The following is a 13,954-nucleotide window of genomic DNA, read 5'->3' on the forward strand; positions in this document are numbered from 1 at the left end:
CTATGATCAGCGCAACCGATCTACGGCTTACCTTCGGCAAGGGTACGCCACTGGAAAACCCGGCACTGCGGGGCATGAGCCTGACCGTTAACCAGGGTGAGTTTGTGACCGTGATCGGCAGTAACGGTGCCGGCAAGTCCACCTTCCTGAACGCCCTGTCGGGCGAGGTGATGGTGGACAGTGGCCAGATTATCGTCGACAACCAGGACGTTACCCGCCTGCCCACCCACAAACGGGCTTCGCGAGTGGCGCGGGTGTTCCAGGACCCCCTGGCCGGCACCTGTGAAAACCTGTCCATCGAGGAAAACCTGGCACTGGCCATCAAGCGCGGCCAGCGCCGTGGCCTCACCACCGCGGTAAAAGGCAAGTACCTGCCGCAATTCCGGGACAGCCTGGCCACCCTGAAGCTGGGCCTGGAAAACCGCCTCGGCGACAAGATGGGCCTGCTCTCCGGTGGTCAGCGCCAGGCTGTCAGCCTACTGATGGCCAGCCTCACGCCGTCCAGCATCCTGTTGCTGGACGAGCACACCGCCGCCCTGGACCCGAAAACCGCCAACTTTGTTCTGGAACTCACGCAAAAGATCATTGAAGAACAGAAGCTGACCGCCCTGATGGTCACCCACAGCATGAAACAAGCGCTGGAAGTGGGAAGCCGCACAGTCATGCTGCACCAGGGCCAGGTGGTGTTCGACATTGCCGGTAAAGACCGGGAGGGACTGGAAGTGAAAGACCTGCTCGGCCTGTTCGAGAAACAGCGCGGGCTGGAAGTGGACGACGACAGCCTGTTGTTGGGCTGAGCTTACTTCCGCTAGAACCAAAACGGGGCCACGAAGGCCCCGTTTTGGTTTTCAGGCAACGCTCAAGCCATCAATGGCCGTAGATGCGCATTGAGGTATTGGTAATCGCCAGGTCGTCCAGCATAACCGACCCAATCGACGTGCCACCAATCAACACACCACCAATGCTCAGGTCGGCCCGGAAGCTGTCCATCTCAATGGCCAGAACCTCCGTGCCAGCCGCATTGGCACCCTTGAAGATATCCAGATCCACATTGGCGAACAGCCGCAAGGGCTGGGGCGCCTGCAGATCATAATCCGCCCCGGTGAGCCGGAGATCCCGGATACCCATGGCCAGGAACGGAACATCAAAGTCCAGGTCATCGATGGCGAAATCCGTTAACAGCCTCAGGGTATCCGTGGCGGTATCCACCCGGATGGTGCCAGAGCCAATCAGCATGTCCATCTGGAAGTTATCCATAATGGTGGTGCTGCCATCGGTGCCGGTCAGGTCCCAGGCCCCGGTGGTGATGCGCATATCCACAGCCCCGAAGGTCATCGGGAGAATGTTGATGATGGCATCGCCGTCATTGGCAATGTCGATATTGATCCGCACGTTGTCCAGCTTGTCGCTGGGCCCGGCTCCCGTCAGGTTAAAGCCCAGTTCCGGGAACAGGTCGATACGGTTGGCACCACCCACAGAGATATCGTTAATCACCAACGATCCCTCATCCGTGTAGATAAACCGATCAATATTCAGCCGGGTTTCCAGCTCAATAGTGACACCCGCCTGACCGGTGATGTTACCCATCGAGATTTCATCCAACGGCTGGAACGCCATGGCGGCAGGGGCTGCCCCCGCAACACACAGCGCAAGCATGGTAGGTTTCAGGCCTTTCATTATTCTTTTCCTTTTATAGTAGTTATCACTTCCTGTGGGCCACTGCGGTGTTACGACGCCACCCTCATACTCTACCGACACGTCGCATCTCGATACGTGCAGACATCACAAAAACTTGCACATCACAACAATTTTCACTGAACGCTTTTTAACCACAACATCTAGTGATTTCCCCGAAACCGCGCTGAACGCCCACACAGCAGGGATTTTGCGCGTTGCAAGTATTCTTCCATTGATTTTCTTTGCACTCAAAGCTCATTCAATAGTTGCTCTCTTATTCACAGACCACTATATCCTGTTATACTTCACGAACAAGAAGCCCATATATAGGGCAAATAACAACCACACAGCCCGCCGCGCGGGCGCCGGGAAAGCCGGCAAAAGCAACTCCGACAGCAAGATAAAGGCAATCCACCGGCTCTGAACAGGCGGCACCTTCCGCCAGGCAAATACCACATCTAGTGTTTTTGACCAAAAAATGGGCCGGCAGTAAGAACGCAACACCATTAAAAAGGGGCATGGCGCCGGGGACGGCACCATCAAAACGAGACATACTGGAAACCGAGGGTGGCAATGAACGCTAAGGCACAGGCAGTGATCACAACGATTCCCATGCAGGAAGCGTCGCTTGATATCTGGCACAGCAAATACCAGCTGAAGACCAAGACAGGCGAAGCGGTCGACAAAGACATCAACGCAACCTACGAGCGCGTTGCCAAGGCCTTGTCGGAAGTGGAGAACAAGAATGTACGCAACAAGTACATGAAGGAGTTTCTCTGGGCCCTGCAGAACGGTGCCATTCCGGCTGGCCGGATCACCTCCAACGCCGGTGCGGAAGCTCACAAGCCTGCCACCTCCACCATCAACTGCACGGTTTCCGGCAGTATCCAGGATTCGATGAACGACATCCTGGAGAAAAACCACGAAGCGGGCCTTACCCTCAAGGCCGGTTGTGGTATCGGTTATGAGTTCTCAACCCTGCGCCCCCGCGGTGCCTACGTCGCCGGCGCCGGCGCCACAACTTCCGGCCCGCTGTCGTTCATGGATATCTTCGACCGCATGTGCTTCACCGTGTCTTCTGCCGGTGGCCGCCGCGGTGCCCAGATGGCCACCTTCGATGTACACCACCCCGACGTCATCGAGTTTATCCAGGCCAAGCGTGAAGACGGCCGCCTGCGCCAGTTCAACCTGTCTCTGCTGATCACCGAAGACTTCATCGAAGCCGTACGCAACGGCGACGACTGGCACCTCTCCTTCCCTGTCACCAAAAAAGAAGCGGAAGACGAAGGCCTGGACCTGAACAACGCCGAGCAGTTCCTGTACCGCGATTTCCCGGTTCAGGACGGCTACGTGGTAAACGAAGAAGGCAAGGTTGCCTGCCGCATCTACAAGACGGTGAAAGCCCAGTTCATCTGGGACACCATCATGACCAGCACCTACGACTACGCCGAGCCAGGCTTCATCCTGATCGACAAAGTTAACCAGATGAACAACAACTGGTTCTGCGAAGATATCCGCGCCACCAACCCCTGTGGTGAACAGCCCCTGCCCCCATACGGCAGCTGCCTGCTGGGCTCCGTGAACCTGACCAAGTTTGTGGACTACCCGTTCACCGACAAAGCCAGCTTTAACTACGAGAAGTACCGCAAGGTAGTGGGCATCTTCACCCGCATGCTGGATAACGTGGTGGAAATCAACGGCCTGCCACTGGCCGAGCAGCGCCATGAGATCACCTACAAGCGCCGCCACGGCATGGGCATCCTGGGCCTGGGCTCTACCCTCGCCATGCTGCGCATGCCCTACGGCTCTGACGATTCCGTGCAGTTCACCGAAGACGTGGTACGGGAAATGGCCGTGGAAGGCTGGCGCCAGTCTCTGGCCCTGGCTGAAGAGAAAGGCCCGGCGCCCATCATGGAAGACGAGTTTGAAATCACCCCCAAGATGATGAACAAGTGCCCGGACCTGGCCAAAGACGGCTACAAAGTGGGCGACATCCTCAAAGGCAAGCTGCTGCACGCCAAGTACAGCCGCTACATGCAGCAGATTGGCGACGTTGAGCCGGAACTGGTGAAAAAGCTGGCCGAGAAAGGTGGCCGTTTTACCCACCACACATCCATCGCGCCTACTGGCACCATCAGCCTGTCGCTCGCCAACAACGCCAGTAACGGCATTGAGCCGAGCTTCTCGCACCACTACGCCCGGAACATCATCCGTGAAGGCCGTAAAACCAAAGAGAAAGTGGACGTATTCAGCTTCGAGCTGCTGGCCTACCGCCATCTGGTCAATCCCGGCGCTATGCCCTTCTCCGAAGACGAAGACAAAAAGCTGCCCAGTTACTTCACCACCTCCGATGATGTAACCCCCACGCAGCACGTGGATATTCAGGCAGCGGCACAGAAATGGGTAGATTCCTCCATTTCCAAAACAGCCAACGTGCCCACAGACTTCGCGTACCAGGACTTCAAAGGCATTTACCTGTACGCCTACGACAAGGGCCTGAAAGGCTGCACCACCTTCCGCTTCAACCCGGAAGCCTTCCAGGGCGTACTGGTTAAAGAGAAAGACCTTGAAAACACCCTGTACGAGTTCACCCTGGATGATGGCAGCAAAGTGACCCTCAAGGGCAACGAACAGGTAGAGTACGACGGCGAAACCCACACCGCCGCCAACCTGTTTGATGCGCTTAAAGAAGGCACTTACGGTAAATATTGATCCCGGGAACCGACAGACAGGACAACGAACATGACAGTGAAAATCAGCAACAAGATTGTCGGCTACCGAGTCAAGAAAGCCGACACGGAAACCCCTAACGAGCATCAGGCACCGGTAATGGCTGAAACCAAGCCGGTGGAGATGAACGAAAACATCGAACGGCCGGATTTCTTGCTGGGCACCACCTACAAGATCAAACCGCCGGTGGCCGAGCACGCGATGTACATTACCATCAATGACATCCTGCTGAACGAAGACACCGACCACGAAAGCCGGCAGCCGTATGAAGTGTTCATCAACTCCAAATCGATGGAACACTTCCAGTGGGTAATCGCCCTCACCCGCGTAATCTCAGCGGTGTTCCGCAAAGGTGGTGACGTCACCTTCCTGGTGGAAGAGCTGCGCAGCGTGTACGACCCCAACGGCGGGTACTTCAAGAAGGGCGGCGTGTTTATGCCATCACTGGTTGCCGAAATCGGCGCCGTGATCGAGAAGCACCTGAAGGCCATCGGCCTGCTGGAAAGCGACGAGCTGAGTGAAACCACCAAGCGCATCCTCGCCGAGAAACGCGCCGAGTTCGAAGCCAGCCAGAACAAAGCCACCAACGACGACAGTGGCAGCGACTACCCCGCCAACGCCACCATGTGCGGCAAGTGCAACACCAAAGCGGTGATTGTGATGGACGGGTGCGCTACCTGCCTGTCTTGCGGCGACAGCAAGTGCGGCTGAGGTGAGTGACTGCTTAGTGATGAGAAGGCCTGGTTGCGGAAGCTGCCGGGCCTTTTTGTTGGGGGCAATGTTTGTGGCGCGTCGTTATTGGTGAGAATTTGGCTGCGTTGATGTTACTAAGTTGGATCTGGCTTGTTTCTTTTTTGGGTTTGTAGTTACATGATCTTTTAGGTTTTTTTTGCATCGATGGCCCGTAAGGTAGTTTTATCGATGCGTGATAATGAGGCAGTTCAATAATCGCAATAATGAAGGCTGCGATCTAATACGCTGTTATATCCTTGCTCACCATAGACCAGGGGGAACGACTTGAAAGAAGACAATTTTGAGAACAAGCGCTCGTTTTTATTCGACGTCATGAAGAGGTATGACCACTATATCGGGACTACCAACTTTAAGGTCGGCCTGCTGATGTCGTTCATTGCTGCGATCATACTTGGTTTATCGATACGAATAATTCTCACAGAACCCTCCAAGCCTGATTGTAATTATTTGTACCACCTCGCCTCTGCATCTTCTTTACTCACAATATTTTTATCAATATTAACAGCAGTAAACCTGCTCCGGGTGGTTTTCCCAAATACCAAAACAGACAAAAATTTTACCTCCATGATCTTCTTTGATGATGTTCTTGCGACTGATAACGGAGCTGATGGATATGTTAAGAAAATCAAAGAGGCAACCCCTGAGGAAATTATAGAGGATCTATCTAATCAGACCTTTATGGTTGCAGAAGTTGTAAGTGAGAAGTTTAGAGTATTGAAAATCTCAGTGAACATTGCTATTTACGGTGTGATGCCAATGCTTGCTGTTTCGTTGTTATTATTGATATTGAATGGGGCTAGCTGAGTATGGATAGCTTTGAGAATACGTTCGATCAAATGTTCGAGGCTGTTGTAAATCGTCCCAACATAGCTGTTGCCAAGTCAGAGTCTATGGAGGCATTGGACTCGAAGCAAATAAATGAAAACTTCTCTGACCTACCTTCTGGACCGCAAGAAGAATTTCTTGTTCAATCGAAGATTAGACCAATTTTTGGCAAACCCGCAGTAAATAATTCTCCAATTGGAACTCATCCAGATTTTATATCTCTTGAGGGCACAAAGACTACGCAGAAACATTATGCCTGCACGATTTTTGTTGATATTAAGGGTTCAACAAGGCTGTCGCTTCTGTATCCATTGGAGTTTGTCTACCAATTTAAAAATGCGGTAATTCAAACATGCGTTGAAATCATTAGGTCGTTTGATGGACATATACATAGATTGATGGGTGACGCCGTTATGGCATTTTTTGGCGGCAGGTCTACAGAAAAAGAAGATGCTGTTGCAGATGCAATTAACTGTTCAATAACTTTACGGGCAATCCTAGAAGGCAGCATTAAACCTTGGATGGAAAGAAAAGGTTTGGATGCGAAAGATTTCGGCTTTAGGGTGGGCTGCGATTTCGGAGATGATGAAGAAGTCTTATGGGGAAGTTTTGGGTACAGGAATGTAGGTGAGGTTTCGGCGACTGGACTTCCGGTCGACATGGCGTCCAAGCTCCAAGGGTTGGCAGGAAAGAATCAAACAATGCTTGGCCAGGGTTTGTTGGATTTTGTCTACTGGCCAGAAAAATATTCTAAGATAAAAACTCGTAATCGTGGAGGTGAGAAAGAGAGTCTGCCAGTAGTAAGTCCAAACATTACCGATGCTGAGGGTAATCCTCTGAATTACAAAATGAGACAGTTATCTTACGATAGAAGTTTAGAGTTCTCTGCTCTTCCAAGAGGCTTTAGAGAGAATATTTGTAGTGGATCCGTAAAGGCTCATGGGGAAATAGATTACAAATGTTACTCTATAGAGAGTGGAAATAAACAGGAATATATATCTGCCTCGAGGTTTTTAGAGCCATATATTTCTTTATCTTTCGTGGTTCGTTCAAGAACAAACAACAGAATAAAGTTTCCACTTAAAGTAGTATTTAGGAAAACAAACCACGGTCCGAGAACGCCTGAGGATGAAAGGGACGTTGAGCAAGAGGGGGTTGTAAGATATCTACAAAAAGAAAAGGTAAGCAAATATAATCGGTCTTCCCCCCCCATATCCACGGTCGAGATACTGGAGTCGACACTATATCGAGGCCTCCATACGATGAAATGTGAAGTGTATGACCCCGATGGGGTGCTGTTATTTCGTGACTGGATTGGAGTAATGATTAAGTGATTGATATAAAAATCGCAAGCACGCGGAACAATTTTTTACTACGCGACAAATTTTCCGGTGTTACGAGGAAGTTAGCTCTCTTGCGTGGTGTTGAAGCATGAATGATGCAATGAAACCGGCGTTTCGAAGGCTATTTGACGCGAAGGCGCATTGGCATAAAGCGATAAACGACTATTTCGAACCCAATAACTTTCGAATGGCGGTTAATTCCTGCATCCAAGAACTGAGAAATGTCACGTTCGTGCTGCAGGCAAATAAACGGGAAATTCCAGGCTTTGATGCGTGGTACGGCCCTTGGCAGGAAAAAATGCGCGCGAATCCCTCGTTGCGCTGGCTCGTAGATGCGCGTAACTACATAGTAAAAAGGGGGGATCTAGAGCTACTCAGCAAACTGCGAATTGAAGTCATCGGATCGTACCTGGCTGGCGAAGTCGCTATTTTCGAGGAAGATTACAACCCGAACTTAACGAACGCTGAAATCTATTCAAAGACCGTTTCCCTGGGGCTCCCCGTTGAAGTCTTTGAAAACTCTTACGTCAAACTCCAGCGTCGTTGGGTCGACAAGAATTACCCCGACCATGAGTTGGGTGAATTGCTGAGCGAATGCTGGTCGGCAGTTTCCGAACTGCTGTTCGACGCACCGAATTCCGATTTTCCCCCTGGTCGGGAACAACGCAAGCCAAAGTTGCCGCCATGTATGCACGAACATCTCCAAATCCGGGTCATCTTGATGAAGGTAAGCGGGGAAACGCTAGAGCCGGCTGTGATTAGTTCAGAAAGCGTTTCAATGGATAATGATAAGCGCGCTGCGTTGCAGGAAAAATACGGTGACACGCCTCTATTTCGTTCAATGGATGCCAGTGGGAAATTTTCAGAGCGGTCGTTTAAAGGTCAATGTGAGTTCATATTTGAGCAGGCAAAAGCTGTCCTACGAAAGGATGGTTACCACGTTCACCTCGCGATGATCTTTGTCCAAAACAAAATCGCGCAGCTGATCGAAATTAGAAATGAGGATCAAGCGGATAAATACGTAACCATGAGAAACCTCGCTTCCACGATGGAAAGAATTGGAGCGGATGCTTTCATTATGGTATCTGAAGCCTGGAGTGCCCCGTTTGATCCAGATAATCCCTATCGTGGAGCCGCCGACGCGCCATCGCGACAAGAGGGTCTCATGCTTGCCGGTGCAACAATTCAAGGTGAAGCCTATTGTTTCATGACGCCGTTTTTCCGAAAGGATGGCGATATTTCGTTTGGAGATGAAGCCGTGGTTGATGCTCAAAACATGAACGCAATTCAACCAATCTTAGCGATGTGGGAGAAACAGAAGGGTGGCACTAGTGAAGACGAGAGCTAACAATACGCGTCACTCGGATGTCCTTTACGCCGCTCTGCTCTGGAAAGCCACCGGAGCGCTCTGCGTTATAGGTCATCGTAGTCAAATAGAGGTGCAGGCATGAGGGAAGAAGAGAACGAAGAAGAAACCGATCTGCTCAGCGAGGAGGAACAGGCTGAGCGAGAAGCAAAGCTGGCGAAGCTAGAAAAAGAAAAGAAAGAGCTTTTGGCATCGTTGGCCGGAGGCGACTTCTCTACGCTAAAGACAAAAGTCGCCTACATCTTGAATCTGTATCCGCAGGCCCGCAACAGCGACATTACCCTATCAATAAAATACTGGGAAACCTTTCAGCCTGATATCTATAACGAATCGGGCATTCTTCCCAAAGACCTTTTTAAACTGGAAAGGTTGCACTACATAGTGCGGGCGAGAGCGAAAATACAAAATGAATATGGGCTATTCACTTCTGACTCGCCCGTGAAAAAATTCCGCAAAAAGCGTGAAGTGGAAATGCAGGATGAGGTCCTGAAAGACGCTAGCCCTCGAAAGGTTGTCACCGTCTTTGCTGACGAAACCGGTAAGAATCAAAATTATGTCGTTGTCGCCTCAGTCTGGGTTCTTACCGGGCGAGCTGTCTATACAATAAGCAAAAGCATCTTAGACTGGCAACGCTCATCCCTATGGGCCAACAGAGAAATCCACTTCACAAAATTTGGCAGAAGAGACAGTGACACGCTTGCCGAATACCTGAACATAATCCAGGCAAATCGTGAGTTCCTAAGTTTTAAGGCGATCGCCGTAGAACGCAGTCGCACAAAGCGAAAAATTGAAGATGTGGTAGAGAAGCTCCATGAGCATATGCTCATTAACGGCGTCAAACACGAGATCGAACATCATCGCGTTAGCCCTCCTCAGACTATAAACGTCACTTTGGACGAGGAGCAATCTTTAGATGCAATTACACTCGCTGAATTGAAACGCCGGGTTAACTCTCATTTTGAAGACAGGCTTGGTAGTGAGATGGTGGTGGGCACGCTGGAATCAGTTTCTTCTCGAAAAAGCCCTATGGTTCAGCTTGCCGATCTTATCGCAGGCGCGATTAACCGAAAGCTTAACCACACTGGTGATAAAAACCACAAAGACGAGATGGCTGACAGGGTAATTCACGCGCTAGATCTCCAGCTTGGTGAAGAAGAGATAGATGGAATTGATGTCACAACCCTTTTCAAGATCTGACCGCCATAACCAATGCATCGGGGGAAGTCCAACCTGACCCAATGCCACTTTAACATTCCGAGTGCTAGTGCAAATAGACTAACAGAAGAGGATTATTGCGATGGTTGAATGGGTTCATGTTCGCTCAGAGGCAATTAGCAGAGTCGGGTATGATTCTGCGACTCAGCGTATGTATATTGACTTCCATGACAGCACTCCCCAATACACCTTTTGCAGGGTTCCGGAGCGAGTGTTCAGAGATTTCGTCGGTGCGGGCTCTGTCGGCAGCTACTACCATCGATATATCAGGGATCGTTACCAATGCTGAGAGCGTGAGATGGTTTTAATCGGGTAGCCGGGGGTACCTCCCCCCCCCCCCCCAGCCCCCACAACACCCTGCATGCGGCTCCGCACAGGGCATTTCACCGGGAATGGTGAAGCTTGATCCATCCGTCGCGCAGTGATGCCAGTCCCTCGGCTTTCAGGTACTCATTGGACAGTGCCTGCTGAATACCCGGCGTCTTCAAGCTGCGCCAGGGGCCTTTTCCGGTGATGCCACCCTATGTGTCAGTGTAGTTGGCCAGCTGAAAAGCCCCTCTAATTCCCAATCATCGGCGCAGACCACCATACTGGCTGAACCAATATTATAGGCATCAGGGCCAAAGCGATGCCCCAAAACACCACAGCCTTTGCCCTCCCCCGCTGATAGTAATATGACGCAGCCCATAACAATGCACTGACAACCAAAACAATCACGTACAAAAATACTGCGTAAACCCCGACACCCTCCCCAGCAACAATGAACCGACTGAAGATATAAAAGATCCACGGTTGCACGGTCGTAATTAGCAGTAACGCCGCCGGATACAGAGCTTTGCGCAGCATCAATGCATTCATTACCGTACTCCCACCCGATAAAGCTCCTCGGCAAGCTTGCGCCGTCGCTCATTTCCAACTTCAGAGGGATCAGCGTAATAGAAATGTCCTTCTGAATCCGGCATCTGGCTCGCAAGTAACGGCAATTCCATGAAAAGCTCGATTACGCTCATTCCGGCGCAGATTGGGCCTCCATGTTCATCGAGATCGGGTTTTCGAGCATTATGGGCTGGTGTCTCCCACTTATCACGTGCGAGTTGCCCCCATCGAGAACAAACGCCGGCCCCACGAGACTGCACAGGGAAAAATCAGTGCCATTGTTTGAAACAGAGAGATTGCTTGCAAGGAAGCTATCCCACCAAGACGTTCCGGTGCTCACCGCAATGCTCAGTGACCCGGAGGTCATGAAGTTTTCCGTTCGTGGAGTTTGCGACGAAGAAGCTACCCGAAAGTTCGTTGATTGGTGCCTTGAGTGTTACGCCTCTCATGGAATCGGGCCATGGGCTCTGTATGAGAAAGAATCAGGCGAATTTATCGGCTTCTGTGGCGTTGGGCCGGAGTTGGTTGGCGAAGTTGAAGAAATCAATCTGGATTATCGCCTGGCGCGCAGGTTCTGGCATCATGGGTATGCGACAGAGGCTGTCAAAGGTGTTCTCCGGTATGCTTTCCAGCAAAAACACTGTGAGTCGGTCATTGTTATTATCGAGCCGGAGCATACAGCCTCCGTTAGGGTAACGGAGAAGGTTGGGTTCGGAGACTACGCGCTTCAAGAGTTTCATAACCGACTGGTGCGGGTGTATCGAATGACATGCGAAGATTGGGCATTGCACAACAAATTGTTGTAGTGCGCCCATTACCACTGGTTTTGGGAGATAAGGACATCCGTAAACATTGCAGGAGGCATCGTGATAGTCATCTATGGAATCAAAGAACATCTTAATCCGATCAAGGCTCAGCTCTCCGAGGTTATTCACGGATGTATGCAGTCCGTACTCGGTATGCCGGAAGACAAGCGGGCTCATCGTTTTATCCCCATGGAACCCGAGGACTTTTATTACCCCGGGGGCCGGACGCCCGCCTACACGGCCATCGAGATTAATATGATGCAGGGCCGAACGCCCGAGACCCAGAAAGCTCTGATCAAGGAGCTCTTCAGCAAGATTGAGTCCCTGACTGGCATCTCACCCGTGGATGTTGAGATCACGATCAAGGAACAACCGCCCCACTGTTGGGGCTTTCGGGGCATGACTGGAGACGAGGTGCGTGACCTTAAGTACTCGGTCAATGTGTAACAATGTTGTCAACGTGACGTCATTGCTAGTAAGGCTTCACCGCCAGTAGTGGCGCGTGTTGACAGGCGAAAATGGGACTGCGTTGATTTTACTTATCGGAGTTTCGTCAGCCAATTTAACGGAGAGGACTGCATGACAAGGATCAGTTTAATAATCGGTATGACCTTTACCTTCCTGCAAGGTTTTGGTTTAGCTGTATCAGCTGAAGAAAACATCAAAGCTATGCCAATAATTATGGCTATAAAAGAAACCGAGTCCCCAGAGAATAGGATGGCTCGGCTAGGAAGAATTGATAATCTAGTGGAGAAATACAAATTAAACCTAAATGAAAAGTACATTTATACTGGTGAAGGCTTAGCTGGCAGTCTTCATAATCTTGGAGTGGTATATAAAATATCGGACAACGGATCTTCGAGCAATGTCATACAACTAAATTTTCGAAACGGCTTCGGCAGAAAAAAAGTCGTAGCCAATTCTAAGTTGATACCCGAGGCCAGCTTATCCAGAAATGATTACAATCAAAGAATTGCATCTCGTGTAATACTGAAAGACGAGCCAGGGTCTAAGGCCAGAAAATACTATAAAGATTGGTATGATGAATATTTTTCCTTGAGAGCTACTCTAGCTAAAAAGGTCTTGGATACTGGCAGATGTGATACGGTTGTCAGCGCAGATATGTACCTAGTCAATGGAAATTCCTTCACAGCGTTTTGCGGTAATGGTTTTCGTTATAGCCAGAACGAAAACCAAATAAGGAATGATAAACCGTTAGATAGCGAGGTAGTATATTGGACGGCAACAGGGATCACTGTGCCTGATCAAGAACCCCATCCAAATCCAGACTTATACACCCAATAAACTGGGCGCGCATCGACAACTCCACTTAATTAACAAAAAACCGGCGATAGGAAAAGGAATTCATAACAACCGATTGGTAAACCGATTGAACTTCCCCCACTTCAGTGGACACGCATAGCCTATGATGAAGGTTGAACCGTTGATGAAATTTCATACGCTTATCGCAGCTACTTTACTTACCCTGTTCACCTCAGTTGCCGCTGCTGACCAACATAACGCCCTGATTAAAACAGTCGAGAAAGTCGCTGACGACCTGGAGGCCCATGTTGGCTTTGCTGCTTATGACCTGGAGTCGGGCCAGAGGTGGGAATATCGCGCTGATCAGCGTTTTGCGATGTCCAGCACGTTTAAAACCCTGGCTTGTGCCTCCCTGCTCCATCGGGTCGATACGGGACAGGCGAACCTCGGCAGAAAGGTGCATGTTTCAGAATCCGATCTCGTGTCCTACTCGCCCATCACGGAGAAGCACGCTGGTGGTGAGGCGATGACCCTGTCAGATCTTTGCGAGGCCACACTGACAACGAGCGATAATACGGCCGCAAATCTGGTTTTACGAGAATTGGGCGGGCCAGAAGCAGTAACCTCGTTTGCGAGGCATTTGGGAGACGATGTAACGCGTCTCGACCGCTGGGAAACGGAACTGAATGAAGCGTTACCAGGCGATAACCGGGACACCACAACGCCAAATGCAATGGTCAGGAACCTTCAAACCTTGCTATTGGGTGATGCCTTATCCGAACCGTCCAGAGAGCAACTGCGTGATTGGCTCGAGGGCAACCAGGTTGCGGACGGGCTTTTTCGGGCTGCTGTACCAGAGGGCTGGACTGTCGCAGATCGAACCGGGGCGGGAGGTTTCGGGTCGAGGTCTATTACGGCCGTCATCTGGCCACCTGAGCGCCAACCTATCATTGTGGCGCTGTATCTGACTCAGACGGAGGCTTCCTTCGAAGAGCGGAATGCGGCAATTGCTGAGATAGGTGAAGCAATCGTGTTGACGGTCAACGCACGCCAGTAGAGTATCGAGTAACGTCCGTTATACCTCGTTTCTACGCGGCACC

Annotated in this window: 15 protein-coding genes; 12 read left to right on the top strand and 3 right to left on the bottom strand. The window is 50.8% G+C overall.

From position 1 onward, the window contains the following. The first annotated feature begins 2 nt into the window (after positions 1 to 2). A complete protein-coding gene (locus tag ACNSOI_RS11065; protein ID WP_061332101.1) occupies positions 3 to 797 on the top strand; it encodes an ABC transporter ATP-binding protein in 795 nt (264 codons plus the stop codon). 70 nt (positions 798 to 867) lie between these two features. On the opposite strand, the gene ACNSOI_RS11070 is transcribed toward ACNSOI_RS11065, so the two are convergent. Both ACNSOI_RS11070 and ACNSOI_RS11075 read right to left on the bottom strand, forming a co-directional pair. Next, a complete protein-coding gene (locus tag ACNSOI_RS11070; protein ID WP_420194024.1) occupies positions 868 to 1,677 on the bottom strand; it encodes a DUF6160 family protein in 810 nt (269 codons plus the stop codon). Between the two features lie 298 nt (positions 1,678 to 1,975). Further along, the gene (locus ACNSOI_RS11075) at positions 1,976 to 2,230 is read right to left on the bottom strand and encodes a hypothetical protein (RefSeq protein ID WP_420194025.1); all 255 of its coding nucleotides are present in this window, start codon (positions 2,228 to 2,230) and stop codon (positions 1,976 to 1,978) included. Positions 2,231 to 2,250: 20 nt separating this feature from the next. On the opposite strand from ACNSOI_RS11075, the gene ACNSOI_RS11080 reads away from it, so the two are divergent. From ACNSOI_RS11080 to ACNSOI_RS11110, 7 genes are all read left to right on the top strand, one after another. Continuing rightward, entirely contained in the window at positions 2,251 to 4,389 is a 2,139-nt protein-coding gene (locus ACNSOI_RS11080; RefSeq protein WP_286255672.1) for an adenosylcobalamin-dependent ribonucleoside-diphosphate reductase, read from the top strand. A gap of 30 nt (positions 4,390 to 4,419) precedes the next feature. Beyond that, a complete protein-coding gene (locus tag ACNSOI_RS11085) occupies positions 4,420 to 5,118 on the top strand; it encodes an NrdJb (protein ID WP_061332095.1) in 699 nt (232 codons plus the stop codon). A gap of 306 nt (positions 5,119 to 5,424) precedes the next feature. Continuing rightward, entirely contained in the window at positions 5,425 to 5,964 is a 540-nt protein-coding gene (locus ACNSOI_RS11090; protein ID WP_420194026.1) for a Pycsar system effector family protein, read from the top strand. 2 nt (positions 5,965 to 5,966) lie between these two features. Continuing rightward, positions 5,967 to 7,319, top strand: a complete 1,353-nt coding sequence (locus tag ACNSOI_RS11095; protein ID WP_420194027.1) for a nucleotide-binding domain-containing protein — start codon at positions 5,967 to 5,969, stop codon at positions 7,317 to 7,319. 97 nt (positions 7,320 to 7,416) lie between these two features. Continuing rightward, positions 7,417 to 8,676 carry a hypothetical protein gene (locus ACNSOI_RS11100; RefSeq protein ID WP_420194028.1) on the top strand — a complete coding sequence of 420 codons (1,260 nt, stop codon included), beginning with the start codon at positions 7,417 to 7,419 and terminating at the stop codon, positions 8,674 to 8,676. Between the two features lie 99 nt (positions 8,677 to 8,775). Then, complete coding sequence (locus tag ACNSOI_RS11105; protein ID WP_420194029.1) at positions 8,776 to 9,891, top strand: DUF3800 domain-containing protein; 1,116 nt, start codon at positions 8,776 to 8,778, stop codon at positions 9,889 to 9,891. Positions 9,892 to 9,991: 100 nt separating this feature from the next. Continuing rightward, complete coding sequence (locus ACNSOI_RS11110) at positions 9,992 to 10,198, top strand: KTSC domain-containing protein (protein WP_420194030.1); 207 nt, start codon at positions 9,992 to 9,994, stop codon at positions 10,196 to 10,198. A 269-nt stretch (positions 10,199 to 10,467) separates the two neighbouring features. On the opposite strand, the gene ACNSOI_RS11115 is transcribed toward ACNSOI_RS11110, so the two are convergent. Continuing rightward, entirely contained in the window at positions 10,468 to 10,767 is a 300-nt protein-coding gene (locus tag ACNSOI_RS11115; protein ID WP_420194031.1) for a hypothetical protein, read from the bottom strand. A gap of 290 nt (positions 10,768 to 11,057) precedes the next feature. Between ACNSOI_RS11115 and ACNSOI_RS11120 the strand changes: the two genes are divergently transcribed. From ACNSOI_RS11120 to bla, 4 genes are all read left to right on the top strand, one after another. Next, positions 11,058 to 11,591, top strand: coding sequence for a GNAT family N-acetyltransferase (locus ACNSOI_RS11120; protein WP_420194032.1), 534 nt, complete (start codon positions 11,058 to 11,060; stop codon positions 11,589 to 11,591). 60 nt (positions 11,592 to 11,651) lie between these two features. Further along, positions 11,652 to 12,038: a tautomerase family protein gene (locus tag ACNSOI_RS11125; RefSeq protein ID WP_286921814.1), complete on the top strand. Its 387-nt coding sequence runs from the start codon at positions 11,652 to 11,654 to the stop codon at positions 12,036 to 12,038. Between the two features lie 132 nt (positions 12,039 to 12,170). Next, positions 12,171 to 12,896 carry a hypothetical protein gene (locus tag ACNSOI_RS11130; protein ID WP_286921813.1) on the top strand — a complete coding sequence of 242 codons (726 nt, stop codon included), beginning with the start codon at positions 12,171 to 12,173 and terminating at the stop codon, positions 12,894 to 12,896. 121 nt (positions 12,897 to 13,017) lie between these two features. Next, on the top strand, positions 13,018 to 13,911 hold the full coding sequence (bla, locus tag ACNSOI_RS11135; RefSeq protein ID WP_420194033.1) for a class A beta-lactamase: 894 nt from the start codon (positions 13,018 to 13,020) through the stop codon (positions 13,909 to 13,911). Positions 13,912 to 13,954 lie beyond the last annotated feature (43 nt).

The sequence above is a fragment of the Marinobacter sp. GH_1 genome, from assembly GCF_048595985.1.
Lineage (GTDB): Bacteria > Pseudomonadota > Gammaproteobacteria > Pseudomonadales > Oleiphilaceae > Marinobacter > Marinobacter shengliensis.

Excerpts from the sequence above, each read along its gene's own strand:
- ACNSOI_RS11065 (WP_061332101.1), top strand. The coding sequence starts at position 3 with ATGATCAGCGCAACCGATCTACGGCTTACCTTCGGCAAGGGTACGCCA.
- ACNSOI_RS11070 (WP_420194024.1), bottom strand. The coding sequence starts at position 1,677 with ATGAAAGGCCTGAAACCTACCATGCTTGCGCTGTGTGTTGCGGGGGCA.
- ACNSOI_RS11075 (WP_420194025.1), bottom strand. The coding sequence starts at position 2,230 with ATGTCTCGTTTTGATGGTGCCGTCCCCGGCGCCATGCCCCTTTTTAAT.
- ACNSOI_RS11080 (WP_286255672.1), top strand. The coding sequence starts at position 2,251 with ATGAACGCTAAGGCACAGGCAGTGATCACAACGATTCCCATGCAGGAA.
- ACNSOI_RS11085 (WP_061332095.1), top strand. The coding sequence starts at position 4,420 with ATGACAGTGAAAATCAGCAACAAGATTGTCGGCTACCGAGTCAAGAAA.
- ACNSOI_RS11095 (WP_420194027.1), top strand. The coding sequence starts at position 5,967 with ATGGATAGCTTTGAGAATACGTTCGATCAAATGTTCGAGGCTGTTGTA.
- ACNSOI_RS11100 (WP_420194028.1), top strand. The coding sequence starts at position 7,417 with ATGAATGATGCAATGAAACCGGCGTTTCGAAGGCTATTTGACGCGAAG.
- ACNSOI_RS11105 (WP_420194029.1), top strand. The coding sequence starts at position 8,776 with ATGAGGGAAGAAGAGAACGAAGAAGAAACCGATCTGCTCAGCGAGGAG.
- ACNSOI_RS11110 (WP_420194030.1), top strand. The coding sequence starts at position 9,992 with ATGGTTGAATGGGTTCATGTTCGCTCAGAGGCAATTAGCAGAGTCGGG.
- ACNSOI_RS11115 (WP_420194031.1), bottom strand. The coding sequence starts at position 10,767 with ATGAATGCATTGATGCTGCGCAAAGCTCTGTATCCGGCGGCGTTACTG.
- ACNSOI_RS11130 (WP_286921813.1), top strand. The coding sequence starts at position 12,171 with ATGACAAGGATCAGTTTAATAATCGGTATGACCTTTACCTTCCTGCAA.
- bla (WP_420194033.1), top strand. The coding sequence starts at position 13,018 with ATGATGAAGGTTGAACCGTTGATGAAATTTCATACGCTTATCGCAGCT.